Source organism: Thermococcus coalescens (genome assembly GCF_055392585.1).
In genome coordinates this window covers 1574288-1596260 of the sequence record NZ_AP043764.1, presented here as the reverse complement: position 1 = coordinate 1596260, position 21973 = coordinate 1574288, and the positions used below count along the sequence as shown (strand labels likewise).

29 protein-coding genes and 2 tRNA genes are annotated in these 21973 nt (G+C 54.0%); 25 read left to right on the top strand and 6 right to left on the bottom strand.

From position 1 onward, the window contains the following. The first annotated feature begins 350 nt into the window (after window positions 1-350). Window positions 351-998, top strand: a complete 648-nt coding sequence (locus ACZ5M3_RS08815; protein ID WP_464839271.1) for a metallophosphoesterase — start codon at window positions 351-353, stop codon at window positions 996-998. Window positions 999-1100: 102 nt separating this feature from the next. Next, window positions 1101-1442: a transcriptional regulator gene (locus ACZ5M3_RS08810; protein ID WP_464839270.1), complete on the top strand. Its 342-nt coding sequence runs from the start codon at window positions 1101-1103 to the stop codon at window positions 1440-1442. Here ACZ5M3_RS08810 and ACZ5M3_RS08805 read toward each other — a convergent pair. The 3 genes from ACZ5M3_RS08805 to ACZ5M3_RS08795 form a co-directional block, all read right to left on the bottom strand. After that, a complete protein-coding gene (locus ACZ5M3_RS08805) occupies window positions 1439-3127 on the bottom strand; it encodes a DUF4910 domain-containing protein (protein WP_464839269.1) in 1689 nt (562 codons plus the stop codon). The two genes, ACZ5M3_RS08810 and ACZ5M3_RS08805, sit on opposite strands and share 4 nt — an antisense overlap. A gap of 61 nt (window positions 3128-3188) precedes the next feature. Next, complete coding sequence (locus tag ACZ5M3_RS08800; RefSeq protein ID WP_464839268.1) at window positions 3189-3593, bottom strand: hypothetical protein; 405 nt, start codon at window positions 3591-3593, stop codon at window positions 3189-3191. 9 nt (window positions 3594-3602) lie between these two features. Next, window positions 3603-4316, bottom strand: coding sequence for an RAD55 family ATPase (locus ACZ5M3_RS08795; protein WP_464839267.1), 714 nt, complete (start codon window positions 4314-4316; stop codon window positions 3603-3605). 243 nt (window positions 4317-4559) lie between these two features. On the opposite strand from ACZ5M3_RS08795, the gene ACZ5M3_RS08790 reads away from it, so the two are divergent. Beyond that, window positions 4560-5024 (top strand): hypothetical protein, encoded by a 465-nt coding sequence (locus tag ACZ5M3_RS08790; RefSeq protein WP_464839266.1) that lies wholly within the window; start codon window positions 4560-4562, stop codon window positions 5022-5024. Here the strand turns inward: ACZ5M3_RS08790 and ACZ5M3_RS08785 are convergent. Further along, window positions 4977-6035, bottom strand: coding sequence for a glycosyltransferase (locus ACZ5M3_RS08785; protein WP_464840851.1), 1059 nt, complete (start codon window positions 6033-6035; stop codon window positions 4977-4979). The genes ACZ5M3_RS08790 and ACZ5M3_RS08785 overlap by 48 nt on opposite strands. A gap of 73 nt (window positions 6036-6108) precedes the next feature. On the opposite strand from ACZ5M3_RS08785, the gene ACZ5M3_RS08780 reads away from it, so the two are divergent. Next, a tRNA-Pro gene (locus ACZ5M3_RS08780) sits at window positions 6109-6186 on the top strand. Between the two features lie 85 nt (window positions 6187-6271). On the opposite strand, the gene ACZ5M3_RS08775 is transcribed toward ACZ5M3_RS08780, so the two are convergent. Further along, the gene (locus ACZ5M3_RS08775) at window positions 6272-6511 is read right to left on the bottom strand and encodes a hypothetical protein (protein ID WP_464839265.1); all 240 of its coding nucleotides are present in this window, start codon (window positions 6509-6511) and stop codon (window positions 6272-6274) included. 114 nt (window positions 6512-6625) lie between these two features. Between ACZ5M3_RS08775 and ACZ5M3_RS08770 the strand changes: the two genes are divergently transcribed. The 16 genes from ACZ5M3_RS08770 (at window position 6626) to ACZ5M3_RS08695 (ending at window position 15932) form a co-directional block, all read left to right on the top strand. Then, window positions 6626-6701, top strand: a tRNA-Gln gene (locus ACZ5M3_RS08770). A gap of 406 nt (window positions 6702-7107) precedes the next feature. Then, complete coding sequence (locus tag ACZ5M3_RS08765) at window positions 7108-7323, top strand: hypothetical protein (protein WP_464839264.1); 216 nt, start codon at window positions 7108-7110, stop codon at window positions 7321-7323. A 4-nt stretch (window positions 7324-7327) separates the two neighbouring features. Then, window positions 7328-7762, top strand: a complete 435-nt coding sequence (locus ACZ5M3_RS08760) for a DUF7344 domain-containing protein (protein ID WP_464839263.1) — start codon at window positions 7328-7330, stop codon at window positions 7760-7762. A gap of 181 nt (window positions 7763-7943) precedes the next feature. After that, window positions 7944-8612, top strand: a complete 669-nt coding sequence (locus ACZ5M3_RS08755) for a DUF1102 domain-containing protein (protein WP_464839262.1) — start codon at window positions 7944-7946, stop codon at window positions 8610-8612. Continuing rightward, window positions 8609-9163: a DUF1102 domain-containing protein gene (locus ACZ5M3_RS08750; protein WP_464839261.1), complete on the top strand. Its 555-nt coding sequence runs from the start codon at window positions 8609-8611 to the stop codon at window positions 9161-9163. Before ACZ5M3_RS08755 ends, ACZ5M3_RS08750 begins: the two co-directional genes overlap by 4 nt. Before the next feature lie 62 nt (window positions 9164-9225). Continuing rightward, window positions 9226-9738, top strand: a complete 513-nt coding sequence (locus tag ACZ5M3_RS08745) for a DUF1102 domain-containing protein (RefSeq protein ID WP_464839260.1) — start codon at window positions 9226-9228, stop codon at window positions 9736-9738. After that, on the top strand, window positions 9735-10805 hold the full coding sequence (locus tag ACZ5M3_RS08740; protein ID WP_464839259.1) for a signal peptidase I: 1071 nt from the start codon (window positions 9735-9737) through the stop codon (window positions 10803-10805). The genes ACZ5M3_RS08745 and ACZ5M3_RS08740 overlap by 4 nt, the downstream gene beginning before the upstream one ends. After that, window positions 10802-11845, top strand: coding sequence for a hypothetical protein (locus ACZ5M3_RS08735; RefSeq protein ID WP_464839258.1), 1044 nt, complete (start codon window positions 10802-10804; stop codon window positions 11843-11845). Before ACZ5M3_RS08740 ends, ACZ5M3_RS08735 begins: the two co-directional genes overlap by 4 nt. A gap of 23 nt (window positions 11846-11868) precedes the next feature. Further along, window positions 11869-12864 carry a DUF5305 family protein gene (locus ACZ5M3_RS08730; RefSeq protein ID WP_464839257.1) on the top strand — a complete coding sequence of 332 codons (996 nt, stop codon included), beginning with the start codon at window positions 11869-11871 and terminating at the stop codon, window positions 12862-12864. 111 nt (window positions 12865-12975) lie between these two features. Next, window positions 12976-13512, top strand: a complete 537-nt coding sequence (locus tag ACZ5M3_RS08725) for an inorganic diphosphatase (RefSeq protein WP_464839256.1) — start codon at window positions 12976-12978, stop codon at window positions 13510-13512. Window positions 13513-13551: 39 nt separating this feature from the next. Continuing rightward, on the top strand, window positions 13552-14112 hold the full coding sequence (locus ACZ5M3_RS08720) for a DNA-directed RNA polymerase (RefSeq protein WP_464839255.1): 561 nt from the start codon (window positions 13552-13554) through the stop codon (window positions 14110-14112). After that, window positions 14109-14297 (top strand): transcription elongation factor subunit Spt4, encoded by a 189-nt coding sequence (spt4, locus tag ACZ5M3_RS08715; protein ID WP_464839254.1) that lies wholly within the window; start codon window positions 14109-14111, stop codon window positions 14295-14297. Before ACZ5M3_RS08720 ends, spt4 begins: the two co-directional genes overlap by 4 nt. Further along, on the top strand, window positions 14294-14827 hold the full coding sequence (locus tag ACZ5M3_RS08710; RefSeq protein ID WP_464839253.1) for a GTP-dependent dephospho-CoA kinase: 534 nt from the start codon (window positions 14294-14296) through the stop codon (window positions 14825-14827). Before spt4 ends, ACZ5M3_RS08710 begins: the two co-directional genes overlap by 4 nt. Further along, window positions 14817-15113 (top strand): 30S ribosomal protein S24e, encoded by a 297-nt coding sequence (locus ACZ5M3_RS08705; RefSeq protein WP_464839252.1) that lies wholly within the window; start codon window positions 14817-14819, stop codon window positions 15111-15113. The genes ACZ5M3_RS08710 and ACZ5M3_RS08705 overlap by 11 nt, the downstream gene beginning before the upstream one ends. Before the next feature lies 1 nt (window position 15114). Beyond that, on the top strand, window positions 15115-15270 hold the full coding sequence (locus ACZ5M3_RS08700) for a 30S ribosomal protein S27ae (RefSeq protein ID WP_055429196.1): 156 nt from the start codon (window positions 15115-15117) through the stop codon (window positions 15268-15270). A gap of 74 nt (window positions 15271-15344) precedes the next feature. After that, complete coding sequence (locus ACZ5M3_RS08695; protein WP_464839251.1) at window positions 15345-15932, top strand: HemK2/MTQ2 family protein methyltransferase; 588 nt, start codon at window positions 15345-15347, stop codon at window positions 15930-15932. Here the strand turns inward: ACZ5M3_RS08695 and ACZ5M3_RS08690 are convergent. Continuing rightward, a complete protein-coding gene (locus ACZ5M3_RS08690; RefSeq protein WP_297089738.1) occupies window positions 15910-16047 on the bottom strand; it encodes a hypothetical protein in 138 nt (45 codons plus the stop codon). The genes ACZ5M3_RS08695 and ACZ5M3_RS08690 overlap by 23 nt on opposite strands. 158 nt (window positions 16048-16205) lie before the next feature. Between ACZ5M3_RS08690 and twy1 the strand changes: the two genes are divergently transcribed. The 5 genes from twy1 to ACZ5M3_RS08665 all read left to right on the top strand — a co-directional run bounded on the left by twy1 (window position 16206) and on the right by ACZ5M3_RS08665 (window position 21973). Continuing rightward, the gene (gene twy1, locus ACZ5M3_RS08685; RefSeq protein WP_464839250.1) at window positions 16206-17207 is read left to right on the top strand and encodes a 4-demethylwyosine synthase TYW1; all 1002 of its coding nucleotides are present in this window, start codon (window positions 16206-16208) and stop codon (window positions 17205-17207) included. Between the two features lie 73 nt (window positions 17208-17280). Beyond that, on the top strand, window positions 17281-19500 hold the full coding sequence (locus ACZ5M3_RS08680; RefSeq protein WP_464839249.1) for a prenyltransferase/squalene oxidase repeat-containing protein: 2220 nt from the start codon (window positions 17281-17283) through the stop codon (window positions 19498-19500). Window positions 19501-19507: 7 nt separating this feature from the next. After that, entirely contained in the window at window positions 19508-20680 is a 1173-nt protein-coding gene (locus ACZ5M3_RS08675) for an FtsZ/tubulin family protein (protein ID WP_464839248.1), read from the top strand. Further along, entirely contained in the window at window positions 20673-21302 is a 630-nt protein-coding gene (locus ACZ5M3_RS08670; RefSeq protein ID WP_464839247.1) for a hypothetical protein, read from the top strand. The genes ACZ5M3_RS08675 and ACZ5M3_RS08670 overlap by 8 nt, the downstream gene beginning before the upstream one ends. Window positions 21303-21340: 38 nt before the next feature. Continuing rightward, window positions 21341-21973 carry a class III signal peptide-containing protein gene (locus tag ACZ5M3_RS08665; protein ID WP_464839246.1) on the top strand — a complete coding sequence of 211 codons (633 nt, stop codon included), beginning with the start codon at window positions 21341-21343 and terminating at the stop codon, window positions 21971-21973.

The window sequence follows — 21973 nt, the reverse complement described above, 5'->3', positions numbered from 1 at the left end:
CCAAGCTCAGCCGTAAAAAAGCCTAGAAAACGTGGAAAATCATGAAAGCCAAAACCTCCTTCCACACGGATTTTGGGAGCGGTTGGGGCAGCGGGGCAGCTTTTTGACGGTTCGAAGGTGGCTGACCTTTCCCCATGGAAAAGCTTAAAAAGGAACCGCTGGAGCTATGGCTGGAGAGAAAAGTCAGGGGTGATGATCATGAAGAGGCGCCCAAGGAAGTGGAAGAAGAAGGGAAGGATGAGGTGGAAGTGGATCAAGAAGAGGATCAGGAGACTCAAGAGGCAGCGCAGGAAGGAGCGCGGACTCATCTGATGCTCCTCCTTTTCTCCACCGTTTTGTCCGGTGGTTCCATGTACTCTTTTGAAGCCTTCGAGCGGCTCTCAATGGAGATTGAGACTTCCCGGGGGAGGACTCTTCTAATAGCGGATCCCCACATCGGCTTTGAGCTCCCCCGGGGATTGAGGATACGGACCCACTTTGAGGAGAGGCTCGCGGAGTTCATAGTCGAAAAAGACCCAGACATGCTGATTCTCCTCGGGGACCTCAAGGAACCGATAGGCCTGAGCTTCACGATGAAGCGCCTTCTCATGGGTTTCTTCTCAGACCTCCGGGGGATACCCACGATGATCACCAAAGGGAATCACGACGGCAGGATTGAGGAGGTTGCCGGGAAGTTCCCGCATGTCGAGGTCGTTGAGCACGCGCTTATGGATGGCCTGATATTCCTCCACGGGCATACAAACCTGCCCGACGTTGAGTTTTCGGAGGGCTACATGGGGCACATACACCCCGCATATACATTCAAGAGCGGAGGGGCATCCAGAAAGACCAAGATCTTCTTCCGGGTGGGAAGGTTTCTCATTCTCCCCACGATCAACCCCTTCATCGAGGGCTTTGATGTAAGGCAGGGGATAAAGATGGTACCCTTTCTGAAGGATTCCAGGGAGGGTGAAGCTTTTCTGCCTGAAGGCATTTACTTGGGGCGTGTTCCACTCTAGGGACAATGGAGGGGCGTTTTTATCGCGTCCACGGGCAAAGTTTATTAAGGTATGAAGGGAATACTTCATAGGTGGGATAAAAGTATATCAGGTGACCCAAAGATGAGCGACGTCTACGAGAGGCTTGAGGCACTGCTTCGTTCGCTTGGTGTTAAGAAGACGGAGCTGAGGATATACCGCCTCCTGCTTGAGAAGAGCGAGCCCATGAGGATAACTGAGATACAGAGGGAACTCGGCATAAGCGAGCGCTCGGTTAGGGAGCACGTCCTGAGCCTGTACCGCAAGGGGATACTCAGGAGGAGACTCATCGAGCAGGGGTGGCTGGGCTACGTCTACACCGCGGTCTCACCGAGCGAGGTTCTCGAAAGCATCAAGGAGAGCCTGATAAAGAGGATAAACGAAATCGAAAAGGAGCTCAAGAACACCTCCAAGCAGAGAAACTAGAGCTTTTCTATAACCCCCGTCTTCTCCAGCAGGGCCAGGAGTCTTTCGAGCTTCTCTTCTTCAACATCCCCGAACTCTTCCTTTAGTGCATGCATGGATTCTTCCTTTGGAAGGAGTTCACCGAGCATCAGGAGCTCGTGGAGGTGCACGAGTATCTTTCTGTCCTTTGTCAGCCTCCTGAATTCCTCGTAGGCCTCCTCATCGATGCTCTTTATGAGCTCGCCCGAGACCCTGCCCTTCCGCACCCACCTCATCCACGGCCTTCTCTCAAATGGATGCCCGCTCTTGATACCGAGGAAGCGCGAATCCCTGGCCAGGCCCATCATCACAAGCTTTTCCGCGTTTTCCGTGTCCCTCTCCAGGGAGAGTTCACCGAGGTACTTCATGGCGTAGCCGCGTGCAAAGCGCTGAAGTTCATCCTCAGTAGCCCTGGCAAGTGCCAGAGCGGTGGCCAGAACCGCCCTGCCGATGACCTCTATGCTGGTTTTGCTCACCTTTTCAACGGTGTCCTCGCTGGAGTGATAGAACCTGTCCGGCCAGGTGATGGGCATCACCGACGGAATTCCAAAGAAGTTGAAAACGTCGTGATCGCTGCCCATCTCGTAGGGATAGCTCTTGAGCTTCAAGCGCGGCATCGGACTTCCCGAGAAGCTCTTTCCGGAGGCGTTTGAAAGCCCAAGGAAGTACTCAAGGAGACCCGAAATAACGGAGAAGCGGGAGAGTGGAGTCCTCACGAGCATCACCGTTGAGCCGGCCCTGTCCTCGCTCCCCGCAACCATGTCGAGGTTTATGACCGCGTAGTACTTCTCAAGTTCGGCGTGCCTCTCCACGAAGGCCTGGGTCCCGTAGTACTCTGGAATCCAGAGGAAGGCAAAGCCGAAGCGGAACGAGTCGTCGTATAGCCGGTTGAGAACCCTCGCCAGCTCCATGAGCATCGCACTTCCGCTGGCGTTGTCGTTGGCGCCGGGCTTCGGATGGCAGATGTGGGCGGTGAAGAGGATGAAAGGCTCCCTACCTATCTCGGTGTAGAGAATCGGAAGAACCTGACGCTCGTTTACCTGAACCTCGACCTCGATCCTGGCCTCAACCCTCTCCCCGGAGTTAAGTTTCCCAATTATGCCCCTTGCCAGGCTTTCGGGGATGGCAACGGCCGGGATTCTTGCCCACCCAAGGTCGTCCTTGGTAAGGAACAGGCCGATGTACGGTACGGCCTCCCCAGTCCCCTCGCGGTAGGCCATGAAGCCCACCGCTCCGGCCTCATTGGCCTTCCTGTAGGCGTCGCGCCACTCCTTTCCAACCAGGACTATCTTCCCCCCCGCGTTCTCCCAGTCCTCCGCACGGGCTATGTGAACCACTTCACCCGCAGCATTTCCGCCCGGAGAGTGCGCCATGACGACGAGGGGACTCTGGGAGGTGGTTAGAGTCTTATCCAGAACCTCGACCTTCCCATGCACTAAGTCCCACGCGATGGGGGACTTGAGGGTCAGGAACCAGCTTTTACCGTCGTAGAACTCCTCGTAGAGCTCCGTATTAACCCCCCATATCCTCAGCTCCTCCCTGATAAAGTGAACCGCCTCTGGGAGCTCTTTCGAACCCTGTATCCTGTGGAACTGGCTTATCTCAGCTATGTAGTGGAGAACCTTCGAGGAATCAAAAACCCCGGCTTCTTTTAAAAAGCGCTTCATAAGTATCCCCCAGGGATAGTCTCTCAGGGAATATTTAAGCTGCTCGCATGAAGAGGAGAAATCAGCGACCAATGTGGAGCATCTTCGGAGGCTTCAGGTGCTTCAGAGTGTCCAGAAGGTCGGGGGGAAGGAAAAGCCGGGTAGTTTCAAGGAAGCGTGCAAACTCCACCTCCCCCGTCTCCTCCCTTTCACTCTCTGGGAGGGCCGTCTTCGGTCTCGGGCGCTCCTCGCCTGTAGTCTCTTTTCCCAGCCCCTTTCTTACCTCCTCCTCCCTCTTTTTCGCCCCGTCCACTTTTCCACGGTTGTAGGCATTCTTTACGAGCTCATAAACGCCGAGCTCCCGTGCCCTCGAATAGAGCCTTTCCCTGCGCTCGCGAACCCACTCCGCCCACTCACTGTGTCCCTTGTAGCCCACGAAGTAGCCGAACTTGTAGGCCTCCTGAACGAGCTTCTTCGCATCCTCCATGGTTCCACCTCAGAACGGTGCCTCCGGATAGACCCTGAGCCCCTCCTCAGTGAAGCGGAGCTTCTTGAGGTTGCTGTCGTGGGCAACACCATGCATCTTCAGAACCTGCAGGGCCCGCACCATCTGATAGTTCCTCATGAAGTGGTGGAGGACTATAACGCCGTCGGAGAGATAGTAATCCTCAGTGTAGGTTTCCGAGTTCATCATCTCGGCTATTATGAGGCACGTGATCCCCATCTCGTGGAGCTTTCTTATGAACCTACCCAGGGCCATCCTCTTGTGCTCGGGGTCAAGGACCGAGTACTCCAGCGAGGTGAAAGAGTCTATGACGACCCTCTTGACGCCCTCCGCTTCGATAATGTGGAGGATGTTCTCAAGTATCTCGCTCCAAGTGAACCTCCTTCCAGCACCAAAGATGCTCTCTCCCATGTCGTAGAAGAGTATCCTCTTCGACTGGAGGTGGGTAAGGAGACCAAAGTTGTACCTCAGCATGTCCTGGGTTATTATCTTTGGATGCTCCAGAAGGGACACGAACAGTCCCTTCTCGCCGTTTTTAGCGCCCTCAACAAGAAACTGAATTCCAAAGGTCGTCTTCCCGCTTCCGGGGGGACCGATTATAAGGTAAACCCTGCCCGGGATGAATCCCCCACCGATAAGATCATCAAGTCCCGGAACGCCGGTTGAAACCCTGTCAAGGCTCTTGAGGAGTTCTCCCACGTACATAACCACACCCTCCGTAGTACATAAACGCCCCAAGAGTATTTAAAGGTTGAAGTGTCCACTGATGCCCACATGAACCCACAATGTGAGAAACCGTTCGAAGCATAACGTAACCGAGTGACACACAGAGCATCCAACGCCCCCTTCGGGAGTCCGAAAACGACAGAAAAGCGGTGTGTGACCCAATGGAGCAAACAAACGGATGGTGCCCAAAGGTTTATATCCAGGCATATGTTACTACAGACCATGAGAACCGGAGACTCCGAGAAAATCTTGGGGTTTCTTGCACCATGGATCACCGCGGGCCTCTTTCTGCTGGAGGATTACTTCAATCCCTCATGGTTCTTCAGGAAGCGCCTCTGCCTCGGAATTATGGACATAGAATGGAGCCTGCGGTGCCACGATTTCTTTGAGCTGCTTTTCCTTGTGCTCCCGATCGTCGCTGTAGCCCTGACCACATGGCTTTATAGGAGATGGAGAAACGCCAATGGACACTCACTCTTTGCTTCCACGGTCGTTTTGGGAGTTCCCGGAACGCTGACCTTTTTCATCCTCACCACGGTAGTGATCTCGAAAAAGCTCCCCACCGAAGCCGGAGAGGACTTTGCCCTCGTCATGTTCTTCGCCTACTTCATGACGCTGGCGGGGGTTGTTATAGGGGCGCTAGCCCCACGTCACGTGCCGGTTAACAAGGAAGCGCACCATGAATGAAATCACGATACCAACCATGTTAGCCACGAGGTAGTTCATCCCAAGGAGCACCAGACCGGCATAGATAATCCACTGGACAACCGCGCCGGTCAGAGCCGCGATGTGGAAGTTGACGAGCCTCCTCCACAGGGGCTTTCTCTTGAGGTCCCTGAAGGTCCAGAGGTCGTTCCAGGTGAAGTTGTTCAAGATGGCCAGCTCGGTCGCGGGGATGTTGGCCAGTATTTTGTCCCAGCCGAAACCCGAAACAAAGAGCCACAGAAACCCCTGGTTAACCACGACTCCAGAGAGTCCAACGAGGGTGAACTTAATCAGCCTGTCCAGCTCGCCCTCCCAGCGCATAAGCCTGTACACGTGCCTGAGATAGTTCAGCATGGTCTTCGTTCCGAGCTTGCTCTCTCCAGCCCGTCTCAGGCCAAAGGTAAAGGGAACCTCGACAACCTTCCTGTACCTGCCCTTAATCAGAATCTCCATCAGAATCTTAAACCCGACGGGATTTAGCTCCACCCCTTCAACGACCTCCCTTCTGATGGCAAAGAAGCCGCTCACCGGGTCTTTGACGTCCCTTATCTTGGGAAGTGCGAGACGGCCTATCATAATCGCGCCCCGGGAGATGAGCTTCCGGTACCAGTACCAGTTCTTCACCCCGCCCCCGGCGACGTACCTGCTGGCCACCGCCACATCAGCCCCATCCTCAATGGCATTCAGGAGCTCTGGTATCACCTCCGGCGGATGCTGAAGGTCCGCGTCCATGACGACGAAAACATCACCATCGGCCTCTTTGAACCCCCTGATAACGGCAGAAGAGAGGCCTTTCTCCTCAGTCCTCCGTATGACCCTGACGGGGTACTTTTCCGAAAGCCGCTGGGCGAACTCCCATGTCCCATCCGGAGAATCGTCATCAACAACGATGATTTCATAGTCGCAGTCGCCCAGAGCCCTGCTAATTCTCTCAAAGAGTTCTTCGAGGTTTTCGCGTTCGTTGTATGTGGGGACTATAACGCTGATTTTCAAGGGGCTTCCCTCCACTTCATCAGACTGTTCCGTAAACTTTATAAGTCCTGCGACTGCCCTTATCAGCGGGCATGGGGCCGTGGGGTAGCTTGGCCTATCCTTCCGGCTTCGGGAGCCGGGGACCCGAGTTCGAATCTCGGCGGCCCCACCAGCACAGGCTTTTTCTGGGACAAAGTCAACAGTGAACAGCTGATCTTTGTTCCCCGTATTGAGGAGATGCAATCCCTGAGCGAGGTTTATCTGTCCTCGTTCCAGTCCTCTATGATGTGAGTCTGCCTCATCTTGTGGGCAAAATCCCAGAATCTAGGAACCAACATCAACCCGATGCCCACCGCAAGTGCTATCACGGCCACAACAGCCGCCGCAATGCCGCTACTGCTAAAGGCCCAGAACGTCATCACGAAGGGTGCGAGAAGTATCCCCAGTATCGCGGCACCGAAAACCAGCATTAGAATCCTGTATCCGTACCGCTCCATAAACACCGCAAAGTCCATAGCTATCGCCCGTTGAAGCTTTTGCAGAATGGGGCTATTAAGCTTTATGGGGAGGATAAAATTTATAAATCCAACCCTGAACCTATCAACGGGCACAGCCCCGTGGTGTAGCGGCCAAGCATGCGGGACTCTGGATCCCGCGACCGGGGTTCGAATCCCCGCGGGGCTACCATTCAACCGGGCTCCAGATCCTCGAACCCCACCTTTCCTCCCGTTCTAAGTTTGTCATTCGAATCACACATTATACTCTGAGTAGTATTCTATCAGTGGAAGAGATTCCCATGTAAAGCTCGAAGAAAGCTTGATATTGTAATGCCGGTGGATATTTGTTCGAGTTTTGCTGTATTTTCTCCAATATTATGAAAAATCCACAACAAACTTAAAGGGGGCGAGTGATGAACTCAAAGATAAACGGCGTATTCTATGGATTCGTTTTGGAAATCAGGCCTCCAGACCAGAATAGGCACAAAATTGACGTAAATTCCTAAATCGGACTTTTCAGGAACTTTTAAATACTATGCCCCTAAGTTCTAAAGTGATGTTACATACGTATTGCTTAACACGGAGGGGGTGAGGATGTGAGCAACGTAGTTAGCCTGGAGGTTGAGATTATAAACCTCCTCAGAACCCACGGATCGCTCAGTGTCGCGTTTCTGACTCGGTTCCTCAACGAACGGGGTATTTTCTGCACAAGGCAGAAGGTCGAGAGGACTCTCAGAAAGCTCGTGGAACAGAAAAAGGTAGAAGCATTCTACACAAACGGTAATAAGAGGAAGCATTACAGGCTGCGGTGATATCATGGGTGCAACGACCGCAATACTAGGGAACGACAGAAGAATGCTGATGATAGAGTACCTAAAAGAAAAGGAGGGCAGGGCAGAACTCCGGGAACTCGTGGAATACATAGCCGAAAGGGAAGGGGACACCAACCGGAGGCACAGGAAAAGCGTCTACGTCAGCCTGGTTCAGACGCACATCCCCAAGCTGGAACGGGAGGGCGTCATAACCTTTAACCACGGCGTCGTTACGCTCCTGAAGATTCCGGAAGATGTAACCGTCTACATGGAGGTTGTCAACAAGCACGACATAAGCTGGAGCACCTTCTATATGGGGACATCGATAATTTTCATTATCGCGGGTTGGTATCTCGGTAGCATGCCTTTATTGCTGGCTGCCGTGGTGTATCTGGGCATAAGCGTAGTCCATCACAAGAAGATTAAGAGGCTGTTTTAGCAGATTGCTGCTATAATTCGCCTGTTCTAATCAGATTGAGTTGTTCCCTTCCAGGTAATGAGAGATTACCACCCAGTAAGCCGGAATTTACTATATAGGTTGACTTCACTACACTCAATGAGGCATCCCTATGATGGCCTCTGCCTAGGGTGTCGGTTTGGAAAACATGGAGGAATGTACCATGAAGAAAATTTTGGCCCTCGGTATGCTGGGGCTGATGATCGCGGCGGCCTTTGCACTAGGCACTAGCGCAACCTTCAGGGACTACGAGGCTCAGAGAAGCGTCCATATCAGTGTCGTTTCAGACGATAATGAGCTCATCGACCTGACGCCGGTTCAGCCCTACGCGTACCTTAACGATGGAGGGCAACTTGTTATTGACTTCTCAGCGGACAACCCGAACTGGCCAGGATGGGAAGACGAGAGCTGGTGGGCATGGGACGAAGAGCAGAACATGTCGATCCCAGCAAAGGGACTTGGTATCAGCCCGAAGTCAAGATACAACTTTGACCACGTGTTCAACGTCAGCAACCACCTCTGGGAGAACGAGTACATTGTTGTTAGGGTGACCTCAAGCAACAACAACATCAAGTTCTACAACCCCACCAAGGACGAGGACGGTATGTGGAGGATGTACAAGACCGATGGTAACGGCGCTGCATACAGCTCGGACAGCGCTAAAGTGGATGTCTGCTTCTACCTAGCACCTGGCGAGGCCCTGGGAATCGGCATGGAGTTGGCCGGACCCGACGACGTCAACGATGGCGACCTCTACGGAGTCATAACCATTGAGGCATACCCAGTTGGAGAAGCACCGTTTGAGTGCAACGCAGGGGGCGGACCGCAATGAGAAAAATACTAGGAATGTTCATACTGATAGCGGGAATACTCATAGCCGTTACGGCCAGCAGTGCGCACTTCGCGTACTTTGAGGCCAGCAGAGACGTCCATGTGGCTGTTGTCCCTGACGACGTCGAGTTCATTGATCTGGTTCCCCTTCAGCAGTATGCCTTCATAGACGATGACGGCACCCTTGTTGTTGACCTGAGCACTGGCAACAGCAACTGGATGGAAGGCCTTGGTATGGGTGTGAGCCCGAACAGCACATACGTTTTCAAGGGAGTTTTCGGCGTGAGCAACGACCTCTGGGAGGACATGCCCATCTGTGTTCACATTCAGTACTCGGCAAGCGAGTATGAAGGCGCCGGTGGCAACATACTGTTCTTCACTGGCAACTACACGGGACAGCCGGGAGCAACTGAGTTGACTTTCACCGTGATGCCCGGTGACATGGTCGAGATTGGAATGATCCTTGACAGCACCGACATGGTTGACGGCGACATGTTCGACGGAAAGCTCTCAATAACCGCCTACGCGGGAGCCTGCCCTGAGGTAGACTGAATAGAATGGTTTCATTTCGGAGCATTTGCTCCTTTCCATAAATTATTATGAGGGGGAAAAGAATGGGAACAAGAACCAAAATTATGACTGGAGCTGGACTGGCGATTCTACTGATAATAGGGATTGGTACGATATATCCCGGTGATGCCATACCGGTGGTTGTATACGGTGTTCCCGATGGAGCCGGCATTCCCATTGAGACCCCCCTCCCGCCTTACGCTTACCTGAGTGACGGGTTTTTGAGGGTTGAAATAAGCGACCAGAGTCCTCTCTACCCGGGCTACGGGAAGGGACTCAGCAAGGACAGCGTTTACACCTTCAACAGGATTTTCACCGTGGAAAATAACGAGAGCGAAACCGGCTTCCCTGTGATATGCGTCATGATATCCTCAAACTCAGAGAACATTGGATTTTTTGAAAGCAACTTCAGCGGCAACTGGAGCAGTGAACTCAGGGTAGAAATTCAGGCAAACCAGAGCGTTGACGTAGGGATGCGCTTCGATACCCACGGGCTAGAACTAGGGGACTACGAGACGAGCATTGTAATAACCGCTCAGGGGGGCGGTTGTGAATGAATAAAATAATCGAATACGGAATTCTGGCGTTCGTTGGGGTAATACTCATCGGCTCACTTTTCGGAATGCTCATGAACAGGCCTGTTTTCATCTCGTACGCGTATTCCAGCAGCATGTCGCCCACCATAGACAAGGGAGACGTGTTTTTCATAAACCCCTTTGCGCGCAACCCCCAGGTTGGGGACATAGTCGTGTTTAACGCCGGTGGAACATGGACCGTTCACAGGGTAGTGGGAATAGTGGAGGCGGGATACCTCACGAGAGGGGACAACAACATAGCGACCGACCAGCAGAGCAGAAACATGCCCCCCATAACGAAGGGCCAGATTGGTGGCGAGGTCATAACCATAAACGGAAACCCCGTAACCGTGCCCAAGTTGGGACTGTACCTAAATGACGCCAACTTATCGGATCAAGGAAAAATGATCATAGCAGGCCTGCTGGTGATTTTTGGTGTCTTTGCATTCACCGGGGGAGAGAAGGAAAAAAGGAAACGGGGAAAACGGTTCATCCATATCAAATTTAAAACTCTCTACCTATTATCGGCCGTTCTCCTTCTGGTCATGGTTTCAGCCGCAACCTTTGTATCCTGGCAGATGTTCCCAATTGAATACGCAGTAACATCCGCGGGAGGTGTACGAGAAGGGTGGTATCTGCCCGGGGAGAGCTTTGAGCAGGAGATATCCCTCCAGAACAAGAACTTCTATCCGATGTACTACTACATCTCCGCGAGTTCGCCCGATATTGATTACATAACCGAGACCCAGTTTGAACTCAGTAAAGGGGAGGAGAAGAGCATAGTGGTAGGTGTAACCGCCCCAAAAAGAACCTCAATATACGTGGCCAAGGTCAGGATAAACGCGTACATGCCCCTGCTCCCGAAGTCCGTGATCACGTACCTGTACGGTATCAACCCGGTTATGCCCCTCCTCGCCATTCTGGTAGAACTTTCCCTGTTCCTTGGGGCGTTCTACGTAATCTCAGGCATCGGAAACGAGGATGTTCTTAGAATCAGGAGAAGGAGGACTTCCTTCCGTAGAGGGATATCGGAGGTGTTTAGGATATGAAAGCTCTGTTCTCAATTATTATAACGTTCGCACTGGCATCGCTGATTCTCGTAGGCTCCAGTGGAACCTTTGTAAACTTTGAAGCATCGAGGGAAGTCAAAGTTGCCGTTGTTCCCCATGATAAGGAGTACCTCGGCTTTGACTGTGAAGACGGCTATGCCGCAGTTGTCGAGGTCAGCCCCCACAGCGAGACTGACTTTGATGCACTGACGGTAAGAAACTACCTGAACGAGATGAAGGGCGTATGGATATCGCTCGACCCGGACTACTCCGACCTTCCGGGCAACGCGGAGGTGTTCATAGAAACCGAAGACGGCGCCGAGCGGATGATAGCCTCGGGTGATGAGTACACGTTTACCGGCCACGTTAACGTAAGCGATGTCGCGCCGGGAGAGTACATAGTCCCAATTACAATGCACGCCCGGTGGAATGGCGGGGACGCCGTTGTGGAGACCTGCCCGATAAAAATCGTCGTGACGGGCGATCCAACCATAGAAAAGATACTCCTCCACGGCAACACCAGCGGAATACCCCCGAAAACGTACCAAGAATGGGTCTTCCAGATACTGGTGACAAACCCAACCGGCGATGAGCTCACCCTGACCATAACCGACACCATCCCTGCGGAGTTCAACGTGAGCCTGGGCGGAACCAGCGCAAGTGCCGGCACGTACAGGTTCTGGGCAGCGAACGACGGCAACCAGTGCGGAGGGCACTGTGGAGGAGGGCATGGCGGAAATGACCCCCAGCCAGCCACGAAGATGGAGTGGAACGTAACCGTTCCAGCGGGGGGGAGCGTCCACATGAACATTACAGTATTCACCCGGCTGAATCCTGCAGGACAGCAGGAGTTTACCTCATGCGGCGAGTACAACCTGAACGAAGGGGCGACCATAGTCCAGTACGGCATAACCAGCAACGCACTCGTGGTGAGCGTGGATTGCTGCGACGACCACGATGGATGCTGCCACGATGAATGCGAATGCAATCACGACCACGGTTCCAATCATGAAAACGGCACAGGAGAATGTGAAGGATGAAGAAGGAAAAGTTGATTAGGTTTATGAGAAGAAAGGAAGTCCTGGGAGTATTCCTGGTGTTCTTCCTAGTGTTTGGGTTTTATTCCGTGAAGCTCATGAGCGCAAGCCCGTACGTGGTGAACACCCAGACCCTCGGAACGTTTAAGGAAGAGGGACAGCTGAAGCACGCCGCTTATCTCAAGTCCAACGAGATTTACGGGTACATGGTCTTCAGGGACGAATACCCCATATCCCTCGTTGACAGGTTCCTGCTGACGTACACATACCATTCAAACCCACCGCTCAGCACCGGCACGTACGAGGTAACAGGAAAGGTGGTGTACTACGTTAACAAAGGCAGTGAAGAGGTCATTATGTGGGAGGACACACTCTTTGACAAAAAGGGCAAGCTCCAGGAAGGCGGATTCACGGTGGAGTACACACTCGACATGGAGAAACTCGATGATATGAGCTCAGAAGTATCCAAGGAACTCGGGATTAAGAGGCTTAACAGAAGGATAATCATAACCACAAAAGTCTCTGGAACAGGCGAAGTCAACGGAAAGAAGATAAACGAGAGCTTTGACCACGAAGTTGAACTCATCAGGGACAGCGGGGCCGGGCTTTACTACTTCACCGAGGCAAAAAAGATCTCAAGAAAAACCCTGACAACGACGACCAGGGAAGAAGTCAGCGCAAGCGTCCTGGGAGTAACCAGCGACCTCGATACGGCAAAGGCAGTTACCACACTGCTGGCATTCCTGATGCTGATACCCATCGTGGGCTACGTTTACACCTCAAGGCCCCCCAAGGATGAACTGGCCAAAATAAGGCCGTATATAGTCAAAGGCGCACCCGGGCCTGTCCAGAGGAGGGTCATCTTGAAGACCCCAAAGGATTTGGAGACGACCTTCGAGCTTGTGGACAAGCCGATACTGCACTACATAGACGGTGAGGACGAGGTCTTCGCCATAATAGACGACGGGATATCATACGAGTACCGGAAGCCACTGCCCCAGGAAGGGGATGAGGCCAGCTGAGGGCCCTCCCCTTCCTCCTCCTGCTTTTCTGATTTTCATAACCAACAACTTTAAAAGCCCTATCCGAAAGGCTAACCTAGAAGTTCTACAAGAGGTAAGAGGTGGTTAGAGATGAACCCGTTCCACGAGCTTGAGCCCGGACCGGAGGTTCCAGAGGTCGTTTACGCTCTCATAGAGATTCCAAAGGGGAGCAGGAACAAGTACGAGCTCGACAAGAAGACCGGACTCCTTAAGCTCGACCGCGTCCTTTACAGCCCGTTCTTCTACCCGGTGGACTACGGGATAATCCCGCAGACCTGGTACGACGACGGCGACCCCTTCGACATCATGGTCATCATGCGCGAGCCGGTCTACCCGCTCACCATCATCGAGGCGAGGCCAATAGGCATAATGAAGATGGAGGACAGCGGAGACAAGGACTGGAAGGTCATCGCCGTCCCGGTTGAGGACCCGTACTTCAACGACTGGAAGGACATCAACGACGTCCCGAAGGCCTTCCTCGACGAGATAGCCCACTTCTTCCAGAGGTACAAGGAGCTCCAGGGCAAGGTAACCAAGATAGAGGGCTGGGGCAACGCCGAGGAGGCCAAGAGGGAGATACTCAGAGCAATAGAGATGTACAAGGAGAAGTTCGGCAAGAAGGAGTGATTTTCTCTTTCTATTCCTTACCGCGAGGGAGGTAAAGGCATGTACAAGCTCCTGAAGATTAAGGACGTTGTGAGGATTCCGCCCAGAATGTTCACGATGGATCCCAAGGAGGCCGCAAAGCTCGTCCTCCGTGAGACTTACGAGGGAATATACGACCGTGACGAGGGCGTTATTCTGGCCGTGATGGACGTTGAGGAGATCGGACAGGGGGTCATCGTGCCCGGAGACGGGGCAACCTATCACGAGGTGGTCTTTGACGTCCTCGTCTGGAGGCCCGAGATGCACGAGGTCGTCGAGGGCGAGGTAATCGACGTTGCCCCCTACGGCGCCTTCATCAGGATAGGGCCGATGGACGGTCTCGTCCACATCAGCCAGCTCATGGACGACTACGTCGTCTTTGACGAGAAGAACAAGCAGTTCCTCGGCAAGGAGACCAAGAGAATCCTCAAGCTCGGGGATGAGGTGAGGGCAAGGGTCATCGCAATAAGCATCAAGAGCAGGGTGATCAGAGAGAACAAGATAGGCCTCACGATGCGCCAGCCCGGCCTCGGAAAGAAGGACTGGATAGAGAAGGAGAAGCGCAAGGAGGCTGAGGCATGACGAAGGAGAGGGCATGCCGGCACTGCCACTACATAACGACCGAAGACCGCTGCCCGGTCTGCGGCAGCAGGGACCTCAGCGACGAGTGGTTTGACCTCGTCATAATCACCGAGCCAGAGAGGTCGATGATAGCCCAGAAGCTGGGGGTTAAAGTCCCCGGCAAATACGCTATAAGGGTCAGATGATGCTGTTCGTACTCACCCCCGAACTCAGGAGGGAGCTGAAGGCTCCCCTAGGCGAGCTCGTGGAGGGCGAGATCCCCGAGCCGTACAGAAGGATTAGGGGAGAGCTTGAAAAGGCGCGGTATGTTGTTACAGTCGGCGACGTGGTCACCGAAAACATCCTCAGGCTCGGGATAAAGCCGAGCGTGGCAATATATGACCACAAAACAAAACGCCGGGAGTACAATCCCGATATCGAGACCGGCGCTGTGGTGATGACCGTTCAGAACCCCGCCGGGACAATAACGAAAGCTTTATTAAACGCAATCAGAAAGGGCTTTGGACTGGCCGAAAGGGGCCGGAGGGTTTACATAAAGGTGTGCGGTGAGGAAGACCTGGCGGCCATTCCGGCCGTGCTCTACGCCCCCTACGGAAGCATCGTGCTCTACGGCCAGCCGGACGAGGGAGTAGTGCTTATAAGGGTAACACCCGAATGCAAGCTCAAGTGCGGGAAGCTCATGTCGAAGATGGAGGTGGTTCGCGATGGAGATTAAGGTTACCGAGATAAGGGAGAACAAGCTCCTCGGGAGGAAGGAGATATACTTCGATGTCATCCACGAGGGAGAGCCGACCCCGAGCAGGGCCGACGTCAAGGGCAAGCTCGTCGCCATGCTCGACCTCGACCCGGAGACGGTGGTCATCCAGTACATAAGGTCCTTCTTTGGCAGCAGGGTTTCCAAGGGCTACGCGAAGGCCTATGAGAGCAGGGAGAGGATGCTCTACATCGAGCCGGAATACGTCCTCGTGAGGGACGGAATAATCACGAAGGAGGAGGAGTGAAATGGGGCAGAAGTGGAAGATGTACGAGGTTCAGGGCGGTAAGGTCAGGAGGAAGAACAAGTTCTGCCCGCGCTGCGGTCCGGGAGTCTTCATGGCAGAGCACAAAGACCGCTGGAGCTGCGGCCGCTGCGGCTACACCGAGTGGAAGAGGAAGTGATTTCTCTCCCTTCTCCGGCTTTTCTACATTCCCTTAAGGGCTAACCTCAAAAGGACGTTGTTGTAGGTTGTACCATGCCCACCTACTACGGCATCAAACTCAGGCTCCACCCACAGGTCTACGAACCCGCTGAGGACACATTCCTGCTCGCGGAGAACCTCGCGGTCAAGGAGGGAGAAGTTGCGCTCGACGTCGGCACAGGGACTGGATTGATAGCCCTTCTCATGGCGAGGAAGGCCCGCTTTGTTCTGGGGGTGGACATCAACCCCCTAGCCGTCGAGCTCGCGAGGGAGAACGCAAGGCTGAACGGCATTGAAAACGTCGAGTTCCGCCTTAGCGACCTCTTTGAGCGGGTCGAGGAAAAGTTCAACGTGATAACGTTCAACGCCCCCTATCTGCCCGGTGAGCCGGAGGAGCCGATTGACCTGGCCCTCGTCGGAGGAGAGACCGGGCGGGAGGTCTTAGACAGGTTCATCAAGGAAGTGCCGGAGTATCTAAAACCCTGCGGGATCGTTCAGATAGTCCAGAGCTCAATAACGGGGGTGGAAAAAACCCTGAAACTGCTGGAAAAAGTCGGGCTGAGGGGGAAGATAGCGGCTAGGAGGCACGTATTTTTCGAGGATATCGTCCTGATAAACGCTATGCTGAGCGATTGCGTTTGACCTCGAATAGGAATTTAACCCTTGGCCTCTCAACTGGCTCGACATCGTCCTCAAAGAAGTCAATTTTAATCTCCTTTGCGTTCAGCGCGGATTCTGGCTTTACTCTTTCGAACATGAAGGGAAAAGTGATGCTCGGCTTTTAAAGTTTTCGCACATTGCCGAAGTATTTTTCGACGATAAAATATCCCGCGGGGGCGATTCCACACACCCGACCCATCACCTTTTTAAAGCGCCCGCCCAAGCCAACCCCAGAGAGAGTATTAGGTGAGGCTAATGGCAATAACGTTCAAGTCCAACCCCAACATGCCCGATGAGATTGCGAGACTGTTTAGAAAGCAACACTACGCTTTAGTGGGCAGACACAGCTCGGTCAAGCTCTGTCACTGGCTGAAGGAGAGTATAAAGAGGGACAGGTTCTGCTACAAGCAGAAGTTCTACGGGATACACAGCCACCGCTGCCTGCAGATGACCCCAGTCACAGCGTGGTGCAGCCACAACTGCATATTCTGCTGGCGCCCGATGGAGGGGTTCCTTGGAACGGAACTCCCCGGCCCGTGGGACGACCCGGCTTTCATCGTCGAAGAGAGCATAAAGGCCCAGAGAAAACTCCTCGTCGGCTACAAAGGCATGCCGGGCATAAACATGAAGAAGTTCGAGGAGGCGTGGAACCCAAAGCATGCTGCCATAAGCCTCTCCGGCGAGCCGATGCTCTACCCCTACATGGGCGACCTGGTGGAGGAGTTCCACAAGAGGGGCTTTACCACTTTCATAGTCACCAACGGCACCGTTCCAGAGAGGCTGGAGGAGATGATAAGGGAGGACAAGCTCCCGACCCAGCTCTACGTCTCGCTGACAGCTCCGGACATCGAGACATACAACGCCGTCAACGTCCCCATGGTGCCCGACGGGTGGGACAAGATAAAGGAGTTCCTCGGGCTCATGAGCAGGGCGGACACGAGAACGGTGGTCAGGCTCACCCTCGTTAAGGGGGAGAACATGCACAATCCCAGGGGCTACGCCGAGCTGATCAAGCTGGCGAACCCGATGTTCATTGAGGCCAAGGCCTACATGTTCGTGGGCTTTTCGAGGAACAGGCTGACCATCAACAACATGCCCAGGCACGAGGAGATCAGGGCATTCGCCGAGGAGCTGGTGAAGCACCTGCCCGGCTATCACATCGAGGATGAATACGAACCGAGCCGGGTCGTGCTCATAATGCGCGACGACGTTGATTCTCATGCCTCCGGCAGAGAAGGCAGGTTCATAGAACACTGAATCCCTCTTCTTTCCATTATGGAAAAAGTTTATTTATTCTGGCCCCTTAGAATGAGCTTAGGGGTGTAAGGTGATGAAGAAGGTTCTGGCTCTAGTAATGATTGTTTTCATGCTGATTCCAGCCGTTAGTGCCGGAGCGATAGACGGCTCCGCAAGGTTTCTCAAAGATGCCGCCAAATCCACCCAACAGACGAGGGAGATAAGTCTGGCCATAATGGCCCTCTCGGTGGGGGCCAGCGACCTGGACTGGGACATAACCCCTGACCTCGTTACCCTCGTCAACACCATGCTCCGCTATCAGAACCCGGACGGCGGATGGGGCCTTTATCCCGGGGAGACCAGCAACGTGCTCGACACGGCCTATGCCGTCATAGCCCTCACGAGGGCCTATCCACACCTCAAGACCATGGAGAGGCTGGACGTGAGGCCCGCCATCGACCGCGGCATCTCATACCTTCTCTCGGCCGAAAACGAAATGGGCTGGGGATACGTACCCGGAACGCCGAGCTCGTGCTACCCAACGCTGCTGGCCATCTGGGCCCTCGGCGAGAACGGATACGGCTACAACAGCAGGACCGTCAGAAACGCGGTTGAGTACGTGGAGAACGCCACCTGTGAGATTTCCGAGTACGAGGCGCTCGCCCTCAGGCTCATAGCCTACCACAGCATAGGCTACCCGGTATCAAACGAGACGCTGGAGACCGTAAAGGATCTCCTCCTCCAAGACAGCAACCTGAAGATGAAAGAGCGTGCCATGCTCACGTACGCTCTTGTTCTCTACGCTCCGGTGGATTTTGATACCGCAAGAATACTGATCAAACTCGAATCATACGGAAAGAGCTCAAACGACCTCGTGTACTGGATGAACACCCCCGACCTGTTCTCATCAACGGAGCTAATAGCCACCACTGCTTACGCACTAATGGCTCTTTCGACCACCTTTGAGCTGCCGCCGGCGAAGGAGGTCAAGAACCCCTACGAGATGCCGTGTCAGGAGCTCAAGAACATGCAGAATCCGGACGGCGGATGGGGCCTCGGACTCAACGAGCCCTCAGATGAGAAGGCCACCTATTACGCCCTGACCTCCATTCAGGCGTGCTACCCGGAGAGGGAGAGTATAGAGAGAGCCCTTGCGTGGACGAGAGAAGCCTTCAAAAACGATGCCGCCTGGATGGAAAAGAACCGCAGGATGTCCGTCGGATACTACTACGCCCTCAAAACGCTTCTCATGTACAACAACCTGACGGCGGAGGAGAGAGCCCAGGCGGAGGAACTGATACGGAGTGTCCAGCTCGACTACGGCCTCTGGGGCAACACGGTGCTTGGACCGCAGCCCTACGAGACCGCCCTGGCGATCAAGGCCCTCCGTGAGCTCGGGGTTTCCGCAAACGATTCCCTCATCCAGAAGGCAAAGGAGTGGCTCCTGGGCATAAGCAACGGCGGATGGGGGACGTACGTAACCACCAAGTACTACTCATACATGCTCAAACCGGACGTGCTGACTACCATAACCGTCCTAGAGGCCCTGGACGGTATAGCCACCCCCAACGAGCTCAAACCCCACATCGAGTGGCTCATCGACCAGAGACTCAATGGCGGCTGGCCCTACTGGAAGACGTACTACGTCTGGGAAAAGAACAGGGAGTTCCCGGGAACCCCGACCGTTGAACTCACGGTCAGGGCGACCGACCTCCTCATCGGCTACGGTTACAACTACACCAGCGAGACCCTGGATTTCGTCATGAACGCCAGGGACTCCGGCGCCATAGACAACAGGACGATAGAAGTCGCCAGTGCGATAAACTACCTCTCACGCTTCCAGTACGTTCCCCCCGTGAGCCTTTACGACGTAAGGAGCGCCCTTGACAGCGACGTGTTCGGAATAATCGCGCCCGAGATGGACAACGAGAGCATCGGGGCGATAATAACTACCCTCAACGACCTCTTCAGCGGCGGCTTTATTCCGCTCAACACAACCGTGATTGGCGAAAACAGCTACATAGTGATGGCGAACTTCGGAGACTATACCATCAGACCATACAATCCGTATCTGAAGTTCTACGTGGATGACGGAACCGTCACCGTCGGAAACATTACCGTACCCACCAGCAAAGCCGTAGTCATCGTTCCGGGCAAGACCCCTAAGGGAGTCGTTCTCTTCGTACTTTACGAGCCGGAGAATGCAGAAATTGCCAAAGAAGTCTTCACCACCGGATTCATAAGATACCTGAGAGGCGATGCGATGATCCTCCTCAGCGAGAACGGAAAGGTGAGGGTAATAGTGGTGGGGTGATTAAGAGGTGAGGGCTCTAATCATAGGGGTCGGCCAGTGCGGGACGAAGATAGCCGACCTCTTCGCTCTGGTTGATTTTGAGGCTCTGGCCATAAACACATCAAAGGGAGACTTGGACTACCTCAAGCACGTCCCCCCGGAGCGGAGGATACTCATAGGCGAGAGCCTCACCGGCGGCAAGGGCGTCAACGCGAACCCCATACTCGGCAGGGAAGCCATGAAACGCGACCTGCCGCTGGTTATGCGCAAGATAGGTTCAATAATAGGCTACGAGGACGTCGATATATTCTTCCTGACCTTCGGCTTCGGAGGAGGAACCGGTGCTGGAGGAACGCCCGTCTTGGCGGAAGCGCTCAAAGAGGAGTACCCCGACTCCCTGGTGGTTGCCATCGGCGCACTCCCACTCAGGGAGGAGGGCATACGGCCCACCATAAACGCCGCCATAACCATTGACAAGCTCTCCAAGATCGCCGATTCCATTATAGCCATAGACAACAACAAGCTCAAAGAGGGCGGCGACGACATAACGCGCGCCTACGAAAGGATAAATTACACGATAGTCGAGAGAATAGCCTCCCTTCTGGCGCTGGTAGATGTGCCCGGCGAACAGACCCTCGATGCAAGCGATTTGAAATTTGTCTTAAAGGCCTTTGGGAGCTTTGCAACGGTCGGATACGCGAAGGCCGAGGCAAACAAAGTCAAAAGCCTCTCCAGGCTAATTCTCAAGTCCTTTGAGAGCGAGGGGCTCTACCTAGAGGCGAACATTGAGTCGGCACTCTACGGACTGGTCGCGATCCACGGGGCCCCCGAGACCCTGAAGGCGGCGGAGATTTTTGAGGCGCTCGACTACCTCACCAACAAGATACGGGGCAAACAGATATTCAGGGGGTTCTATCCCGACCCGCGCGAGAGGGAGGTCGAGGTCGTTACGCTCCTCAGCGGCATCTATGAGAGCAGGAGCATAGAGGATATAATCATCACCGCAAAGCGGTACGCCCGGTCATTCATGGAGGCGAAGGAGGAAGCGGAGACCAAAAAGAAGGAGCTCCTGAGCGGTCTGCCCGACTTCGATGACGTGTACGCCAGGGGAGGAAGTGAGCTCAAGGAGATATTCCCCGACGGCGAGTATCCGAACATAGAGGGGATAGGCAGAAAGCTCAGGAGGGAGAAGGATGACTGAACCCATCCGGGACTCGGTAGAGGTTGCCCTGGAACTGGACGAGAAGGAGGTCTACTCCCACATAGCCCACGAGAGCGCCGAGGACATCATCAGGATCATCTCCTCCCTCGATGCGGAGAGGGCAAAGCTCCACGGCGAGGTAATCTACTACAAGGACGACTGGGACGACCTCATCAGGGAGAGGATAGCGAAGGGAAAGCGCCACACCGCATTTGACTTTTACAACCCCTCCCTGCTGGACATCTGGGAGCAGAAGGTCAAGGAGATCAAGGAAGCGAAGAAGAGGGAGAAGATGAGCTATGCCGCAATAGGTGCGCTTATTGCCGCCACCGCAGCCGCGACGGCGATCCTAGGCCAGCCTTATATCATACTGGGACTCGCAATACTCCCCGTGGTTCTTCTGATCAGGGATTCCACCCGGGAAAAGCTTGATTTAGTTTACTACGAGCTAACGCAGTTCTTTATTGACGAACTGAGAGGGCTCATTGAAAAGCACTCCCTTCAGCCGGAGAGGTATAAGTTCAAAATATTCAGCGGCGATTACTTCGGTGTCAGGACAATAAAGGTCGGAACGGGTCTTTTCGCCGTCGTAAACGCCGAAAAGCCCGAGAGTAACGATTAAATAGATGTTCAGAGATATACCATACTGAGGGGAGAAATATGGTGGTAAAAAAGCGTGGTCAGGTTTCACTTGAGTTCATGTTAATCTTCGGAATGATGCTCATCCTCCTGGTGTACTCGGTAAACAACATAACCTTTAGGGAGGGCTCCACATCAACCGAGACCCTGCGCATCCAGATAAGCCTCGAAGAGAAGAACCTCGCCAACGCGATATCGAACACCATATCCCAGGTCTACGCTCAGGGCCCCGGAGCGAAGTCAACAACCTATGTAAGAATCACGTATCTGAGAGACCCTGATATGCTTCTCAAAGGTCTGGGTGTGAATGACCCCAAGGTTTTCATAACCTACGGGAACTACAGCACCGAAGGCAACGGGACGTACGTCACCGTTACCGGAACCAACGTCACCGCTGTTCTCAGTGGTGGGGATAAAAACGTGTTCTGGAGCCGTGCCATGTACCAGGCCGTCCTCTACACCAACTCCTCCGTGTGGTCTCCAGCTGGGAGTACCACGTTCAACGCGACCACCGTTCACGGCCTTGAGATCAATCCAACCGACCTCCCCAGAACCCTTGAGATAGTCGTGGAGTGGAACCCGGACAGCCCCAACTCATGGACCTTCGATTCAACGGCCGGTGAGCTCCACATAAACATAAATCCCGGTGGCTGA